Source organism: Mesorhizobium sp. M0239, assembly GCF_040321815.1.
Lineage (GTDB): Bacteria > Pseudomonadota > Alphaproteobacteria > Rhizobiales > Rhizobiaceae > Mesorhizobium.
Genome location: NZ_JAMYSG010000016.1, coordinates 80,140 through 95,520, shown reverse-complemented (window position 1 = coordinate 95,520; position 15,381 = coordinate 80,140). Strand labels below are relative to the sequence as shown.

The 15,381-nt window shown below is 62.7% G+C and carries 14 protein-coding genes; 6 read left to right on the top strand and 8 right to left on the bottom strand.

Going from position 1 to position 15,381, the window contains the following annotated elements; all coding sequences use genetic code 11:
• Positions 1-39: 39 nt before the first annotated feature.
• Positions 40-960, bottom strand: a complete 921-nt coding sequence (locus tag NKI99_RS18305) for a LysR family transcriptional regulator (RefSeq protein ID WP_128302775.1) — start codon at positions 958-960, stop codon at positions 40-42.
• Positions 961-1,122: 162 nt separating this feature from the next.
• Between NKI99_RS18305 and NKI99_RS18300 the strand changes: the two genes are divergently transcribed.
• The 4 genes from NKI99_RS18300 (at position 1,123) to NKI99_RS18285 (ending at position 5,641) form a co-directional block, all read left to right on the top strand.
• Positions 1,123-2,340: a urate hydroxylase PuuD gene (locus tag NKI99_RS18300; protein ID WP_352551289.1), complete on the top strand. Its 1,218-nt coding sequence runs from the start codon at positions 1,123-1,125 to the stop codon at positions 2,338-2,340.
• A 1-nt stretch (position 2,341) separates the two neighbouring features.
• Positions 2,342-3,658, top strand: coding sequence for a guanine deaminase (gene guaD / locus NKI99_RS18295; protein WP_352551288.1), 1,317 nt, complete (start codon positions 2,342-2,344; stop codon positions 3,656-3,658).
• Between the two features lie 217 nt (positions 3,659-3,875).
• A complete protein-coding gene (locus NKI99_RS18290; protein ID WP_352551286.1) occupies positions 3,876-4,379 on the top strand; it encodes a heme-degrading domain-containing protein in 504 nt (167 codons plus the stop codon).
• Entirely contained in the window at positions 4,376-5,641 is a 1,266-nt protein-coding gene (locus NKI99_RS18285; RefSeq protein WP_352442654.1) for a glycerate kinase type-2 family protein, read from the top strand. The genes NKI99_RS18290 and NKI99_RS18285 overlap by 4 nt, the downstream gene beginning before the upstream one ends.
• Positions 5,642-5,704: 63 nt before the next feature.
• Here the strand turns inward: NKI99_RS18285 and NKI99_RS18280 are convergent, their stop codons facing one another.
• The 4 genes from NKI99_RS18280 to NKI99_RS18265 all read right to left on the bottom strand — a co-directional run bounded on the left by NKI99_RS18280 (position 5,705) and on the right by NKI99_RS18265 (position 11,290).
• Positions 5,705-7,168 (bottom strand): UdgX family uracil-DNA binding protein, encoded by a 1,464-nt coding sequence (locus NKI99_RS18280; RefSeq protein ID WP_352442655.1) that lies wholly within the window; start codon positions 7,166-7,168, stop codon positions 5,705-5,707.
• A 2-nt stretch (positions 7,169-7,170) separates the two neighbouring features.
• Positions 7,171-8,406 (bottom strand): putative DNA modification/repair radical SAM protein, encoded by a 1,236-nt coding sequence (locus NKI99_RS18275; protein WP_023813618.1) that lies wholly within the window; start codon positions 8,404-8,406, stop codon positions 7,171-7,173.
• An 86-nt stretch (positions 8,407-8,492) separates the two neighbouring features.
• A complete protein-coding gene (locus NKI99_RS18270) occupies positions 8,493-9,914 on the bottom strand; it encodes a glutamine synthetase family protein (protein WP_502895369.1) in 1,422 nt (473 codons plus the stop codon).
• Positions 9,911-11,290: an aspartate aminotransferase family protein gene (locus NKI99_RS18265; RefSeq protein WP_352611599.1), complete on the bottom strand. Its 1,380-nt coding sequence runs from the start codon at positions 11,288-11,290 to the stop codon at positions 9,911-9,913. The genes NKI99_RS18270 and NKI99_RS18265 overlap by 4 nt, the downstream gene beginning before the upstream one ends.
• A gap of 156 nt (positions 11,291-11,446) precedes the next feature.
• On the opposite strand from NKI99_RS18265, the gene NKI99_RS18260 reads away from it, so the two are divergent.
• Entirely contained in the window at positions 11,447-11,899 is a 453-nt protein-coding gene (locus tag NKI99_RS18260; RefSeq protein WP_352611598.1) for a hypothetical protein, read from the top strand.
• Between the two features lie 6 nt (positions 11,900-11,905).
• Here the strand turns inward: NKI99_RS18260 and NKI99_RS18255 are convergent, their stop codons facing one another.
• The 3 genes from NKI99_RS18255 to NKI99_RS18245 all read right to left on the bottom strand — a co-directional run bounded on the left by NKI99_RS18255 (position 11,906) and on the right by NKI99_RS18245 (position 14,279).
• The gene (locus NKI99_RS18255; protein WP_352611597.1) at positions 11,906-12,880 is read right to left on the bottom strand and encodes a WD40 repeat domain-containing protein; all 975 of its coding nucleotides are present in this window, start codon (positions 12,878-12,880) and stop codon (positions 11,906-11,908) included.
• A gap of 146 nt (positions 12,881-13,026) precedes the next feature.
• Positions 13,027-13,182, bottom strand: coding sequence for a type II toxin -antitoxin system TacA 1-like antitoxin (locus NKI99_RS18250; RefSeq protein ID WP_502895800.1), 156 nt, complete (start codon positions 13,180-13,182; stop codon positions 13,027-13,029).
• 44 nt (positions 13,183-13,226) lie between these two features.
• Positions 13,227-14,279 (bottom strand): CobW family GTP-binding protein, encoded by a 1,053-nt coding sequence (locus NKI99_RS18245; protein WP_352611596.1) that lies wholly within the window; start codon positions 14,277-14,279, stop codon positions 13,227-13,229.
• A gap of 201 nt (positions 14,280-14,480) precedes the next feature.
• On the opposite strand from NKI99_RS18245, the gene NKI99_RS18240 reads away from it, so the two are divergent.
• Entirely contained in the window at positions 14,481-15,278 is a 798-nt protein-coding gene (locus tag NKI99_RS18240; RefSeq protein WP_352611595.1) for an intradiol ring-cleavage dioxygenase, read from the top strand.
• The last annotated feature ends 103 nt before the right edge of the window (positions 15,279-15,381 follow it).

Here is a 15,381-nt window from a genome sequence, read left to right as displayed (position 1 = left end):
CTGGCGCTGGGCCAAGCGCCGGTCACGTGCCGGCCAGCATTATTTCCCAGCTAGCAGATCGTTGATCAGTCGCTGGCAGCGCTCGGCCATGAAGTCGAGCAGCAGCCGTACTTTTGGATCCTGCAGCTTCTTGTGCGGATAGACGGCGGCGAACTGCACCGGTGTCGGTGGCGTGCTGCTCAGGATCACCTTCAGCCGCCGGTCGCGGATGAATGGCTCGACCTCGAAGCGCGGCTTGTTGATGATGCCGCGCCCCGAAAGCGCCCAGCCGGTCAGCACGTCGCCATCGTCGGTGTCGTAGGGCCCGTGCACCTCGAATTTCTGCGGGCCTGTGGGGGTCTGCAGCGTCCACACATATTCGCGCGCGCCGGAATAACGCAGCATCAGGCAGTCGTGCTTCTTGCCGATCAGCTCCTGCGGCTCCAACGGTTCGCCGCGGGCCTCGAGATATTTCGGCGCCGCCACCAGCACGCGCTCGCATTCCATGATGCCGCGCATCCTGAGGCTGGAATCTTCGATGATGCCGAGCCGGAAGGCGACATCGATGCCTTCCTTCATGATGTCGACATTGTGGTCCGAAAGCCTCAGCCTCACCTCGATGTCTGGGTATTTGTCGTGAAAATCGGGAATGCCCGAGGCGACCAGCCGGCGGCCGAGGCCCAAGGGTGCCGTAACGCGGATGGTGCCGCGCGGCTGGCCGGAAAGCGCCGAGACCGCGGCTTCCGCCTCGGTGATCGCCTCCAAGACCTGCTTGGCGCCCCCGTAAAAAACCGTGCCATGCTCGGTCGGCATCAATTGCCGCGTCGTGCGGTTGAACAGACGCACGCCCAGGTGCTTCTCCAACTCCTTGATGCGGTTGGAGGCGACCGCCGGCGAAATCCGCATGTCGCGACCGGCCGCCGACAGATTGCCGAGTTCGACCACGCGAACGAAGACGGCAATGTTGTCCAGATAGGCCATGCGGTTTCGTGGCTTTCCTGAGGCCGCCTTCGGGCGGCTCCCATCCTGCTGCGTGTGACTACCCTAGTATTTTCCATTTTTTTTTGAAAGTCATCGTGCGCCTCGCCTCTTTCCGTTTGCGCTCCAACCCGTAAAGTCGCCCAATCGGCAGGGACGATTTCAATGATGGATTTCGCGATTTTCTGGGACTGGCTAAGTTTTGCCGTGCGCTGGCTGCACGTCATCACCGGCATCGCCTGGATCGGCTCGTCCTTCTACTTCGTCGCGCTCGACCTCGGCCTGCGCCAGCGTCCCGGCATGCCCGTCGGCGCCTTCGGCGAGGAATGGCAGGTGCATGGCGGCGGCTTTTACCACATCCAGAAATATCTGGTGGCGCCGGCCGAAATGCCCGAGCATCTGACCTGGTTCAAATGGGAATCCTACGCCACCTGGCTGTCCGGCTTCGCCATGCTGTGCGTCGTCTATTATGCCGGGGCCGATCTGTTCCTGATCGATCCCAACGTGCTCCCAATGTCCGTCCCGGTCGGCATCCTGCTGTCGTTGGCAACGATCGGCGTCGGCTGGGTGGTCTATGATCTGCTGTGCCGCTCGCCGCTCGGCAAAAGCGACACCGGCCTGATGCTGGTGCTCTACTGTGTGCTGGTGTTCATCGCCTGGGGGCTGACGCATCTCTTCACCGGCCGCGCCGCCTTCCTGCATCTGGGCGCCATCACCGCCACGATCATGTCGGCCAACGTCTTCATGGTTATCATCCCCAACCAGAAGATCGTTGTCGCCGACCTCATCGCTGGCCGCAAGCCCGATCCGAAATACGGCAAGATCGCCAAGCAGCGCTCGCTGCACAACAACTATTTGACGCTGCCGGTGCTGTTTCTGATGCTGTCGAACCATTATCCCCTGGCGTTCGGCACTGAGTTCAACTGGGTCATCGCCTCGCTGGTGTTCATCATCGGCGTGCTGATCCGGCACTATTTCAACTCGATCCATGCCCGCAAAGGCAATCCGACCTGGACCTGGATGGCGGCACTCGTCCTGTTCATCGTCATCATCTGGCTGTCGACTGCGCCGAAAGTGCTGACCGGCGAACCCAAGGAATCCGCGTCGGCGCAAATCTATGTCGCTTCAGCGCATTTCCCGGCCGTGCGCGACACCGTGCTCGGCCGCTGCTCGATGTGCCATGCGGCGGAGCCGGTCTATGAGGGCATCTATCATGCACCGAAGGGCGTGATGCTCGACACCGATGCGGATATCGCCAACCACGCCCGCGAGATCTATCTGCAGGCCGGTCGCAGCCACGCCATGCCGCCCGCCAACGTCAGCCAGATTACCGACAAGGAAAGGGCACTGCTGGTGGCTTGGTTCGAAGGCGCAGGGAGATAGCATGAACTCGACACTTCTGCGCGGCCGCACGCTGTCCTTCGTGCGCTGGCCGCAGACCATCGACGATCATTCCGCCTGGCGCTACGAGGAGGATGGCGGCCTGCTGATCCGCGACCGCCGGATCGTCGCTGCGGGCACCTATGCCGATGTTGAAAAGCAGGCCGGCGAGACGGCGAAGAAAATCGACCACCGGCCGCATCTGCTGCTGCCCGGCTTTATAGATGCCCATGTGCATTTTCCGCAGATGCAGGTCATCGCCTCCTATGGCGCAGAACTGCTCGACTGGTTGAAAACCTACACCTTTCCGGAGGAAACGAAGTTCGCCAACGCCCAGCACGGCCGCCGCATCGTGCGGCTGTTCCTCGACGAAATGGTGCGCCACGGTACAACGACGGTCGCCGCCTACTGCTCGGTGCACAAGGCTTCAGCCGAAGCCTTTTTCGCCGAGTCGCATGACCGCAACATGCTCAACATTGCCGGCAAGGTGATGATGGATCGCAATGCGCCCGACGGCGTGCTCGACACACCGCAATCGGGTTACGACGACACGAAGGCGCTGATCAAGGAATGGCATGGCAAGGGACGGCAGCACTACGCCATCACGCCGCGCTTCGCCATCACCTCGTCGCCGGAGCAGATGGAGATGGCGGGCGCGCTGTGTCGGGAATATCCCGACCTGCACATGCAGACGCATCTGTCGGAAAACCACGCCGAAATCGCTTTCACGCAGGAACTCTACCCGTGGTCGCGCGACTATACCGACGTTTACGAGCACTACGGGCTGTTGGGCAAAAAGAGCCTGTTTGGACATTGCATCCATCTGTCGGAGCGCGAAGCGGATGCGCTTTCGGACTCGGGCTCGGTAGCGGTGTTCTGCCCGACCTCCAACCTGTTCCTCGGTTCCGGCCTGTTCGACTACCAGCGCTTCCGGCGCCGCGACAAGCCGGTCCGGATCGCCGCTGCCACCGATGTCGGCGGCGGCACCAACTACTCCATGCTGCGCACCATGGACGAGGGCTACAAGGTGATCGCGCTGAACGGAGAGAAGCTCAACCCGCTCCAGTCCTTCTGGCAGATGACGCGCGGCAATGCCGAGGCGCTGTCGGTGGCTGACAAGATCGGCACGCTGGATGAAGGCAGCGATGCCGACATCGTCGTGCTGGACGCCAGGGCAACGCCGGCGATGCGGCTCAGGATGGAAACGGTCGAGACGCTGGCGCAGGAACTGTTTCTCCTGCAAACGCTGGGTGACGACCGCACTGTCCGCGAGGTTTATGTGGCGGGGCGGCCAGCCAAGGCGGATATGATCGCGGGGTAAGAACCCTCACCCGGATTGCCAACCAAATTGCAAGGGCAATTCGGGGCAATCCGACCTCTCCCCGAGGGGAGAGGAGATCGCCAGTGCCGACGCTTTCCTCTTCTCCCCACCGGGGAGAAGGTGGCCGCGAAGCGGCCGGATGAGGGGCCGCTCCACGGAAGCTTGACCGAGCGGAGCTTGTCGTACACACGACGTGTGACGATTTCGGAGAAAGAAAATGGCCGTTGCTGACGACATCGCTCTGATCAAGAGACAGGAAGAGACCCTTGTCTTCGCCACCTTCGACGAGGCCGTCGCTTTCAAAATCGGCTCCGCCATTCGCGATCGTGCAATTGCCGAGAACCTGCCCATCATAGTCGACATCAGGCTGTGGGACCGGCCGCTGTTCTACGCCGCGATGCCGGGTTCGAACGCCTCGAACCCCGACTGGGCGCGGCGCAAGACCAATGTGGTCAAGCGGTTCCTGAGAAGCACCTACCGCATGGTGCTGGAACAGCAGCGCCCGGACCGCAGCTTCAAGATCGGCGAAGGGCTGGATATTGCCGACTACGTGCTGGCCGGCGGTGGCTTTCCGGTGACCGTCAAGGGCGCCGGCGTCATTGGTGTGATCGCCGTCTCCGGACTGCCGGAGCGGGAGGATCATGGCGTCGTCGTCGATGCGCTGTGCGATCATTTGGGCGTCGATAAGCGCGGGCTGGCATTGCCTCGGGACGCCGAATGACCGTGCTCGATCCCAAGGCCTTCCTGACCTCCATCTTCAACGCCGCCGTTGCCGCCGCCGATCCGGAACGAACCATCCGGGATCATCTGCCGGCCAAGCCAAAGGGCCGTACCATCGTCATCGGCGCGGGCAAAGGCTCGGCGCAGATGGCGGCAGCGTTCGAGAAAGTGTGGGCCGGCCCGATCGAAGGGCTGGTCGTCACCCGCTATGGCTATGGCGCGACCTGCGAGCGCATCGAGATCATCGAGGCGGCTCATCCGGTGCCGGACGCTGCCGGTCTGGAAGCCTCGCGGCGCCTGCTCGCCAAGGTCCAGGGGCTGACTGAGGATGACCTAGTGGTGGCGCTGATTTCCGGCGGCGGATCGGCGCTGTTGCCGTCGCCCGCCGGCGGCTTGACGCTGGCCGACGAGATCGCCGTCAATGAGGCGCTGCTCGCCTCGGGTGCGCCGATCGCGGCGATGAACACCATCCGCAAGCACCTTTCCACCATCAAGGGCGGCAGGCTGGCAGCGGCCGCATGGCCGGCCAGGGTGGTGTCGCTGATCGTCTCCGATATTCCCGGCGACAATCCGGCAATGGTCGCCTCCGGCCCAACCGTACCGGATACAGGCAGCCGCGCAGACGCGCTGGCCTCGATATCGGCCTATGGCATGAAACTGCCGGCCTCGGTGATGGCGCATATCAATTCGCCGGCCGCCGATGCGCCAAGCCCGGATGACGAGCGCTTTTCGCGCAACGAGGTGCATTTGATCGCTTCGGCCGGGGTGTCGCTCGAAGCGGCTGTTGCGGAAGCGAAACGGCAAGGCGTTGAAGCCATCATCCTCTCCGATGCGATCGAGGGCGAAGCGCGCGAAGTCGGCGGCGTCCATGCCGCGATCGCGCGCGAAGTGGCGACGCGCAACCGGCCATTTCAAAAGCCGGTGCTGATCCTGTCGGGCGGCGAGACAACCGTGACGCTGCGCGCAAAAGGCAAGGGCGGCCGCAATTCGGAATTCCTGCTGGCCTTCGCCATCGGCATCAATGGCGTCGACGGCATTCACGCGCTGGCCGCCGACACCGACGGCATCGACGGTTCGGAAGACAATGCCGGCGCCTTCGCCGATGGCTCGACCGTATCGCGCATGCGCGCAGCCGGGGTGGACGCCAAGGCTATGCTTGCCGGCAACAATGCCTGGACGGCCTTCAACGCGGTTGGCGATCTTTTCGTACCCGGCCCGACCGGTACGAATGTCAACGATCTCAGGGCAATTCTGATCAGGTAGCTGAAGCAATTCCAGGAAGTGTGAAGCGGTTTTCCGTCTGGAATCGCGCAAAAACAAAACTGATCAGGCGGCCATCAGCCGCTTCACCAGCTTCATATCCTGCAGGAACCGTTCGCGTTCGGCTTCCTTGTCCGCCCGATCGTGGATGCGCAGGATGAAGGAGGGATGGATGGTGATGAACACGCGCAATCCGTCCTCGCGCTCGATCACTTGTCCGCGCATCTTTGTCACCGGGATCGCCTTGCCGAGCAGCGACATCGCCGCTGTCGCGCCGAGTGCCACGGCGAGGTTAGGCTTGATCAGCTCGAATTCTTGGTCGATCCACCAGCGGCAGGCCTGAATCTCACCGGAATTCGGCTTGGAGTGGATGCGGCGCTTGCCGCGCGGCTCGAACTTGAAGTGCTTGACTGCGTTAGTGACATAGACCTTTTGCCGATCGACACCGGCATCGTCCAGGATCGCATCGAACACCTTGCCGGCCGGACCAACGAAAGGTTTGCCGGCGAGATCCTCCTGATCCCCCGGCTGTTCGCCGACGAAGATCACTTTGGCATTGTCGGGGCCCTCACCGAAGACGGTCTGCGTCGCGTCGCGCCAAAGCGGGCAGCGACGGCAGCCTTTCGCTACCTCACGCAACTCGGAAATCGTGCTTGCGGCATCGTCCTCCGCCGTCTCGGCAGGCTGTTGCTTCGGCCAATGCCGTGCCTGCACCTTTGCGTGGTGCGGCGCGGGTGTTGTCGGCATCTTCGCAATCATGTCCTTGGCGGCCTTGTCCGCTCCTGCGATCATGTCTGGAATGAGCGAGGCCTCGGGAAGGTTCCGCCAATATTTCTTTGGCATCTCCCTTTGCATCGCCTTCACCTTCAGCCGCGCCGGGTTGAAGATGTTCTCGAAATAAGTCCGCCAGAGCGCCTCGGTGTCGTCTTGATCAGGCGCATCGCCCTTGGCAGCACCCGGCCCCATCGCCAGCCTTTCGCCATCCCAATCGGCGGAGGCATAGGGCGTCAGGATCGTCCAGCGCATGCCGGTGAAACGCCTGACGAAGAAATCGGCGTTGCGCTCGACGATGAAATGATCCGGCTCGAACCAGGCGACATAGCGCTCATCGGCACCGTCGCCGATTTTTCGGAAGCGCACGAAGGCGTGCATCTTGTGGCTGTCGCGCCGCACCGCCTTTTCCATGGTCTCAAGCCGCCTGGTGTCGGGATCCGACGCGATTTCCAGCAGTTTAGGCTCGTCGCGCAATCGCCAAAGCACTCTGTAGATAAAGGCAAACCGGCCGGAATCGGAATGGCAGAACGCCGTTTCGGCATGCCCGATGAAGTCGCGCGGCACGACGAGCTGCGCGCCCGCAGGCACTTCAGGCAATTCTGCCTGATCAGAGCCCGGCGCGACATGCCAGCCGACGTCCTCGGGCCTGACCTCATTCAGGGCGAGCCGCCGTGCCGCGTCACGCCAGCCGGCAAAATCCGTCTCGCTGTCGAGCCGAACTCTGTATCTGGCGAGATCGAGTTGCGCCGGCCGCATGATCAAAACAACGATAATTGTTCGCAGGAGTAGGCGATCCTGTCGCGCAGGCCGGCCTTGTCGGTCAGCGCACCAGGTGACCAGCCTTCGGCGATGATGAAGGGCCTGAGCTTGGCGACCGACTGGCAGATCCGTCCGACGTCCTCGAGCCGCATGCGCCGGTGCCGGCGCGTCTCCAAAATCTTCGCCACCACCTTGGTGCCGAGACCCGGCACCCGCAGCAGCGCTTCGCGGTCGGCGCGGTTGATGTCGACCGGAAACTGTCCCCGGTTGCGCAGCGCCCAGGCGAGCTTCGGGTCTATGGCGAGATCGAGCATGCCGTCGCTGCTCCCGGCAAGGATTTCCGGCTGTGAAAACCCATAGAACCGCATCAGCCAGTCGGCCTGATAGAGCCGGTGCTCGCGCATCAGCGGTGGTTTCAGCAAGGGCAGCGACGATGACGAATCCGGAATGGGGCTGAAAGCCGAGTAATAGACGCGCCGCAGATGATAGCTGCCATAGAGCCGCGCGCTGGTGTGAAGGATGCCGTCGTCGGATGTCTTGTCGGCGCCGATGATCATCTGCGTCGACTGACCGCCCGGCACAAAGCGTTCGCGCTTCTTGGTCTTCAAAGTCGGCTCAGCCTTCTCCTCCATCTTCTGGCGCAGCCTGGCCATGGAAAGCCGGATTGTCTCCGGCTTCTTCTCGGGCGCCAGCCGCTTCACGCCCTCATCGGTCGGCAGTTCAACGTTGATCGACAGCCGGTCGGCATAAAGCCCTGCCTTCTCGACCAGTTCCGCCGAACTTTCCGGGATCGTCTTCAGATGGATGTAGCCGGAGAACTTCTCCTCCAAGCGCAGCCGGCGTGCCACCTCGACCATCTCGCCCATGGTCTCGTCCGGTGAGCGGACGACGCCGGAGGACAGGAACAGGCCTTCGATATAGTTGCGCCTGTAGAAATCCATGGTCAGTTTCACCACCTCTTCGATGGTGAAACGGGCGCGCCGCACATTGGACGACGAGCGGTTGATGCAATAGCTGCAATCGTAGATGCAGAAATTGGTCAGCAGGATCTTGAGAAGGGAAATGCAGCGGCCATCCGGCGCGTAGGAATGACAGATGCCCATGCCTTCGGTGGAGCCGATGCCGCCGGATTTCAAGGAATCCTTTTTTGCAGCACCGGAAGAGGCGCAGGAGGCATCGTATTTGGCGGCGTCGGAGAGGATCGCCAGCTTTTCACGGACGGTAAGTGCGCTCATATGTTCATGATATGTTCTGAACAGGAGATCCGCTACCTCATTTGATGGAGGCGGCGAAAAAGTGATCGCCGCCCATCATGAATCCATCAAACCTCGTGCAGATAGAGGTGGTAATCCAGTTCGCTGACCGTGCGTGCCACCCGCAGATACTCGGACTGTTTGATCGCCACGAACGTCCGGTGCAGGTCCTCGCCGAGCGCGTTCTTCAGGAAGCTGGACGTCCGCGCCGCTTCGATCGCGGCGCGCCAGTCGACAGGCATGGTCGTGCGCGTGACCGCTGCCTCATAGCCGTTGCCGGTCGTTTCGGGGCCCGGATCGAGGCCTTCATCCATGCCCTTGATGATGCCGGCGAGCACGGTCGCGGCGATCAGATAAGGGTTGGCGTCGACGCCGGACGGGCGGTGCTCGATGCGCCGGTTCTTCGCGTCGCCTGCCGGCACGCGTAGCGCCACCGAGCGGTTGTTGACGCCCCAGGTCGGCGCCACCGGCGCATAGGATTGCGAGACGAAACGCCGCCAGGAATTGGCGTGCGGCGCAAACACCAGCATCGATTCCGCCATCGTCTGGATGAGGCCACCAAGCCCCTGCAGCAGCGGCAGCGACCAGCTCTCGCCGCCGGCTTCGGCAAAGACGTTTCGGCCGGCCTTGTCCTGCAGCGAGACGTGGAAATGCATGCCCGAGCCGGCATATTTCTCGATCGGCTTGGCCATGAAACAGGCGGTGACGCCATGGCGGCGCGCCTGCGCCCGCACAAGCCGCTTCAGCATGACCAGATCGTCGGCCGCCCGCATCACATCCTTGCGGTAGTTCAGCGTCAGTTCGTACTGGCCGGGCGCATATTCGGAAATCACCGTCTCGGCCGGAATGCCTTGCGCCTTGGCCGCGGCATAGATGTCGGAGAACAGCGGCTCCATGCCGTGCAGATGATCGACCGAATAGACTTCAGTCTTGCCCGAGACGCGGCCGTCGAGCACGGCGCGCGCGGGCTGCACCTTGCCGTCGGCGTCGCGTTCGTTGGCCAGCAGGAAGAATTCAAGTTCGAAGGCGCCGGCCGGATAGAGACCCTTGGCCGCCAGGATCTCCACCTGCCGAGCCAGCGCCAGCCGCGGATCCGACGACATCGGCCGGCCGTCGAGCATGTACATCGCCATCAGCAACTGGCCGCGCGGCGGGCTCGTGCCATAGAGCGGCACCAGCGTGCCGGGGATCGGCCAGGCCCTGAGGTCGCCGTCGCCGGTGGTCCAGATCAGCCCGGTCTCGTGTACATCCTCGCCTGTGATATCGAGGCCGAGGATCGAGATCGGCATGTGGCGGCCGCCCTCGAAGATGCTCTTCAGCTCATGCCGGCGCACGATCTTGCCACGGCCGACGCCATTGGCATCGGTCAGGACGATATCGAAGGCCTCGATCTCGGGATGGGCGTCGAGAAAGGCTTGCGCCTCGGCAGGTGTCGAGCCCGAAGGTGAGGTTATCATGGCATTGGGGTGGTCCATCGCCGCTTGTCTCATGCCGCAAGCTTCGCCGCAACCGCGCCGAAGGCGGTGATCAGCCGGTTGACCTGGGCAGCCGAGGTCGCCGGCGAGATCAGCATCATGTTGTGGAAGGGTGCGATCAGCACGCCGCGATTGACCAGCGCGACATGGATGGCGGCCTCCAGTTCCGGTGCATGCGCCATTTCCGCCTCGGCGCCATTGCGCAGCGGACCGGGCGCACAGATGAACTCGACGCGGGCGCCGACGCGGGAAACATGCCAGGGCAGACGATAGCGATCGATCACGCCGATCAGCCCGGCATCGAGCCGCCGCGCCAGATGATCCATCCGGTCGTAATTCCCCTCGGTCATCACCTCTTCGAGCGTGGCGCGCATCGCCGCGAACTGCAGCGGGTTGGCCGACAGCGTCGTGCCCATGCCGGAATAGCCCGGCTCCTTGGTCCTGTTGTAATCCGCGTAGCGTGAGGCAACGTCGTCGCTCATGCCCCAGACACTGGCCGGCACACCTCCGGCAATCGGCTTGCCCAGCACGAAGAGGTCCGGGTCGAGGCCATACTTCCTCGTATAGCCGCCGGGGCCGGTCGAGATCGTGTGCGTCTCGTCGATCAGAAGCAGCGTGCCGGCTTGGCGTGTCAGTTTGCGCAGGGCGTCATGGTAACCCGGATCGGCCAGCACCATACAGGAGTTGGTCAGCACCGGTTCGGCAATGACGCAGGCCACATCCTTATCCCTGAGCGCGGCTTCGAGTGCTGAAACATCGTTGAACTCGATGACCTTGGCCGTGCGGGTCAGGTCGCGGAACTCGCCGGCCAATCCCGGCCGGTTGACGGGCTTGCCGTCGATCAGCCGCACCATCGTCTCGTCGACCGAGCCATGATAGCAACCGTTGAAGACCAGGATTTTTTCGCGGCCGGTGATTGCGCGGGCGACGCGCAATGCAAAGCGGTTGGCGTCGGTCGCCGTCGTCGCGATCTGCCAGAACGGCATGCCGAAGCGCTGCTGCAGCAGCGACCCTATGGCCAGCGCATCTTCCGAAGGCAGCATATAGGTCAGGCCGCGTCCAGCCTGGCGGCGGATGGCGCGTGCCACCGGTGGCGGCGAATGGCCGAACATCGAGCCGGTGTCTCCAAGGCAGAAATCGTCGAGCTTGTTTCCGTCGATATCGGTGATCGTGGCACCCCTGGCGCTGTCGACCAGGATCGGGAACGGCGTCGGCCAATCGTTCATCCAGTGCATAGGCACGCCGCCGAAGAAGCCGGGCAGGCCGTTGCCGATCTTGGCTTGCGATTTTGGCCGCGCCTTGCGGAAGGCTGCCCCCTCGGTTTCGCGCAAATCGGCAATGCGGTCGCGGCCGATGCCGCCGATGGACGTCTTGGACATATCGCTGTGCATGAAAACCCCTCTGGTCGATCCCTCTTAGCCAATCCGTGTCCGCATCCGCAATTGGCCGCGCATCTGTCCTGCGTTGGCTCAGCCTTTGGCAGCGGCGCTTGACCGTGCTGCCGAAGTCAGCGCCAATATGAGCGGGATTTGAGGTGGAGGGGCAAAATGAGAACGATCATGTGTGTGGCAATGCTTCTGTCGTCGGCTGGCGCTGCCTTCGCGTCGGGTGGCATCTGGTGCTCCACCGAGGACACGGCGGCGATATTCGAGGTCGAGGCAGGCGTCACCAGAGGCATGGGCGGGCCGACCTTCAACTTTCGCGGCAACCTCGAAATTCTGAGCCGGCCTGCCGGCGACAGCCTGCGCAAGACCGTGTTCGAGGATTCCAACCTGACGCAGTACTGGCTCGACGGCAAGGAATTGCGGCTGAACATCTATCGTGAGCACGAGGCCGCGCAAAAGATCAACTCAGTTGAACTGACGATCCTGACCAAGACCAGCGACGAAGGCGTCTACGACGGGAACTATACGCTCGCCGTCTACGACGCCGCGGCGGATACGGACCAGGACGGCAAACCGGTTGAAATCAGCGGCAAAGTGTCGTGCGGAGCGGAGTGAGCGGGGTCAGGCCGTGATATCGATGACGCCGCAATCGCCGGCGGCACTACCGAAGGCGACCCGGCGTTCTTCCTTGTCCCACATCATCGAGGTGACGGCGCCCTTGCCCGGCCGTCGCAACAGCACTTCCTTGGCGTCGGCAAAACGCACCGCCATCACCATGCCGTCATCATAGCCGACGGCAACGACATCCTGGCTCGGGTGGCAGGCGACAGCCGTCACCATGGCGTTGCCGCGCGTGCCGAGCTCCAGCGGCGCCTTGCCCATCGGGCCGTCCTTGCCGGAAAACGGCCAGACGATCGCCGCCGGCGCGCCGGAACTCGCCAGCCACTTGCCCTTCACACTCCACGACAGGCTTTTGACCTTGCCGGGATAGCCGGTCATGCGCATGTGCTTGCCGTCGGCGAGCTTCCAGCCGTGCAGCGCGTTTTCCTGCATGGTGGTGACGAGGAAGGCGCCATCGGGAGAGAAGGTGACGCCGGTGTGGGCACCGGCCCATTCGAGTTCCACCGGCTTGCCCTCGACCGCGGGGAAATGCAGCGTCGCGCCATTGTAGCGGGCAACGCCGAAGCGCATGCCCTTGGGCGAGAAGGCCAGCCCCTCCACCGAACGCGGATGGACGAATTCCCTGGTCTTGCCGTCGGCGAAGCGCACGAAGGCGGTCTTGCCTGAGGCATAGGCGATGGCGCCTTGCGGCCCGGCGGCAACGCTGGTGATCCACTTCTTGGCCGCGCTTGCCAATTCGGTGACCTCGCCGCCCGCCTTCACGGCAAACACCTTGCCGTCCTCGCCGCCGGTGATCAGCCGGTCATTGGCTGCATCATGGAAGGCGGCAAGCACCCCGTCATTGGCCTGAACTGTCTTGTGGCCATGGTCGAGCCGATGGACGGCGCCGTCGGCCATCGCAAAATGCGGCACGTCGCCGAGAAAGACGGCGGCGATGCAATGTCCCTGGAGATCAAGCGGGGCGACGGTTGGCATGGTTATCTTTATTCACCTAGACGAGATTGCAGAGACAACCCGGCGGCTTACTCGACGTTTGCGGTTCCGGCAACCATAAGGGTTGCCATCGAAGGATGTTCGATCGCGCTGTTTCGCGATCGACTCCTCGCGTTAAGCGGGTGCCGTTACAGTGTGTTTGGCAACGCCGCTATCACTTTGCGTAGCTTGGCGTTGGGCTTCGGCGGGCGTTCCAGCAGATCGAGGATACGCACGAAATCGGTGGCGGACACCCTCACTACCTCGGCGGCATCGATCGCGGGCTGGGCTTCATGCTCAGTCATGCTATCGGTCGATCTAGGCATCACTTGTTCCTACCCGAGCAAAATTACGCCTGGCAGGCGTCAAAGCTCTTCTTCAGCCGCTCGGCGTCGAGTTCACGGCCGATGAACACTAGCCGGCTCTCATGTTTCTCGCCGTCCTTCCAGGCGCGCTGGTGGTCGCCCTCGATGATCATGTGGACACCCTGGATGACATAGCGCTCGTCGTCGCCCTTGAGCGCGATGATGCCTTTCAGCCGCAGGATGTTGGGACCTTCCATCTGGGTGATCTTCTCGATCCACGGGAAGAATTTCTTCGGGTCCATCTCGCCACCGCGCAGCGACACCGACTGCACTGTCACGTCATGGATGTCGGACGCATGGTCGTGATGGTGGTGCCCGTCATGATCATGATGGTGATGATCGTGGCCGTCATGATCGTGGTCGTGATGGTGGTGATCCTCATGCGCCTCGAGGAAGTGCGGATCGTTTTCCAGTGCCCTCGACAGGTCGAAGGCCCCGCGGTCGAGCACTTCGGTCAGGTCGACGCCGGCTCGCGTCGTGCGATGGATCTTCGCCGCCGGATTGATGGCGCGGATCGTCGCCTCGACCTTGGCGAGCTCTTCTGATGTGACGAGGTCGGTCTTGTTGAGCACGACGACGTCGGCGAAGGCGATCTGGTCCTCGGCTTCCCTGGAATCCTTGAGCCGCAACGGCAGGTGCTTGGCGTCGACCAGCGCCACCACCGCGTCAAGCCTGGTCTTGGAGCGCACGTCGTCGTCCATGAAGAAGGTCTGCGCCACCGGCACCGGATCGGCGAGCCCGGTGGTCTCGACCACGATGGCGTCGAAGCGGCCTGGCCGGCGCATCAGGCCCTCGACGACACGGATCAGGTCGCCGCGCACCGTGCAGCAGATGCAGCCATTGTTCATCTCGTAGATTTCCTCGTCGGATTCCACGATCAGATCATTGTCGATGCCGATTTCGCCGAATTCGTTGACGATAACGGCGTAGCGCTTGCCGTGGTTTTCCGACAGGATGCGGTTGAGCAGCGTCGTCTTGCCGGCGCCGAGATAGCCGGTGAGAACGGTTACGGGGATCTGCGTCTGTGCGTCGCTCATGGCTTGCCTCGAAAGTGCTGGGCCTCGAAAATTCGGCCTGAGAAAAAGGGAATGTCGGCTCCATATAGGGTGTGTGTCGGGCTTTTGCACGGGGCAAACCGATGGGCCAAACCGGCTTGCCGACATTGCTGAATTTTCATTGGCGAGAGCCGCTGTGACCGCTTAGATCAGGATACGAGAGGCCAATTCGAGAGGCAAGATATGTCCGGCAAGCCATCCTCCTTCTCAATGAGCCGGCGCCAGGCGCTCGGTTTGATCGCGGTCACCGCCGGCGGTGGTGCCTTCCTGCCCGCCGCCGCGATTGCAGACCAGACTTTACCCTATGCCGGACTGGCCTTGTTCGAAAACGGCGCCGGTGTCTGCACCATTACGCCTGAAGTGACCGAGGGGCCGTTCTATTTCGACCCGAAACTCGAACGTGCGGACGTCACCGAAGGCAAGAAGGGCATAGCCCTTGGCGTTCGGCTGCAGGTTGTCGACGCGGACTGCCGCCCACTTGCCGGCGCCCGCGTCGACATCTGGCATTGCGACGCGCAAGGCGCCTATTCCGGCTATCCCAGACAGGGTGACGACCGCGACGTCGACACGTCGGGCCGGACCTTCCTGCGTGGTTGGCAAAGGACCGACGCGAGCGGCATCGTTTCCTTCGCCACCATCTATCCCGGCTGGTATCGCGGCCGCACCACCCATATCCATTTCAAGATCTTCCCTAACGACAGTTCGGTGATGACCGGACAGTTGTTCTTCCCCGACAGCCTCAGCGAGCAGATTTTCACCACGGTCGCACCCTTACAACGACCGGCCGGGCAAGCGCGACACCTCGAATGCCGCGGACGGCATAGCCAGGCAGGCCGGACCGCAATCGCAGGCCGCGCTGCGCGAGCTGGAGGATGCCAATCAGGCGCTGATGATCGTAGCGGTGAAGCCTGGCTGAGCGGCGGTCACGCCACCACCCTGCTGGCGACGAAAACTCCGACGGGGAATTCGTTTGTCATCTAACTGAAATAAACATCTGGCATTAGCCACGGCGGACCACAATGCTTGCCGGCAAAGCTGTTTGAAGCACCGGAATCTTTTTGATCGTCGATTGCCAACCGGCCGG

Excerpts from the sequence above, each read along its gene's own strand:
- NKI99_RS18305 (WP_128302775.1), bottom strand. The coding sequence starts at position 960 with ATGGCCTATCTGGACAACATTGCCGTCTTCGTTCGCGTGGTCGAACTC.
- NKI99_RS18300 (WP_352551289.1), top strand. The coding sequence starts at position 1,123 with ATGATGGATTTCGCGATTTTCTGGGACTGGCTAAGTTTTGCCGTGCGC.
- guaD (WP_352551288.1), top strand. The coding sequence starts at position 2,342 with ATGAACTCGACACTTCTGCGCGGCCGCACGCTGTCCTTCGTGCGCTGG.
- NKI99_RS18290 (WP_352551286.1), top strand. The coding sequence starts at position 3,876 with ATGGCCGTTGCTGACGACATCGCTCTGATCAAGAGACAGGAAGAGACC.
- NKI99_RS18285 (WP_352442654.1), top strand. The coding sequence starts at position 4,376 with ATGACCGTGCTCGATCCCAAGGCCTTCCTGACCTCCATCTTCAACGCC.
- NKI99_RS18280 (WP_352442655.1), bottom strand. The coding sequence starts at position 7,168 with ATGCGGCCGGCGCAACTCGATCTCGCCAGATACAGAGTTCGGCTCGAC.
- NKI99_RS18275 (WP_023813618.1), bottom strand. The coding sequence starts at position 8,406 with ATGAGCGCACTTACCGTCCGTGAAAAGCTGGCGATCCTCTCCGACGCC.
- NKI99_RS18270 (WP_502895369.1), bottom strand. The coding sequence starts at position 9,914 with ATGAGACAAGCGGCGATGGACCACCCCAATGCCATGATAACCTCACCT.
- NKI99_RS18265 (WP_352611599.1), bottom strand. The coding sequence starts at position 11,290 with ATGCACAGCGATATGTCCAAGACGTCCATCGGCGGCATCGGCCGCGAC.
- NKI99_RS18260 (WP_352611598.1), top strand. The coding sequence starts at position 11,447 with ATGAGAACGATCATGTGTGTGGCAATGCTTCTGTCGTCGGCTGGCGCT.
- NKI99_RS18255 (WP_352611597.1), bottom strand. The coding sequence starts at position 12,880 with ATGCCAACCGTCGCCCCGCTTGATCTCCAGGGACATTGCATCGCCGCC.
- NKI99_RS18250 (WP_502895800.1), bottom strand. The coding sequence starts at position 13,182 with ATGACTGAGCATGAAGCCCAGCCCGCGATCGATGCCGCCGAGGTAGTG.
- NKI99_RS18245 (WP_352611596.1), bottom strand. The coding sequence starts at position 14,279 with ATGAGCGACGCACAGACGCAGATCCCCGTAACCGTTCTCACCGGCTAT.
- NKI99_RS18240 (WP_352611595.1), top strand. The coding sequence starts at position 14,481 with ATGTCCGGCAAGCCATCCTCCTTCTCAATGAGCCGGCGCCAGGCGCTC.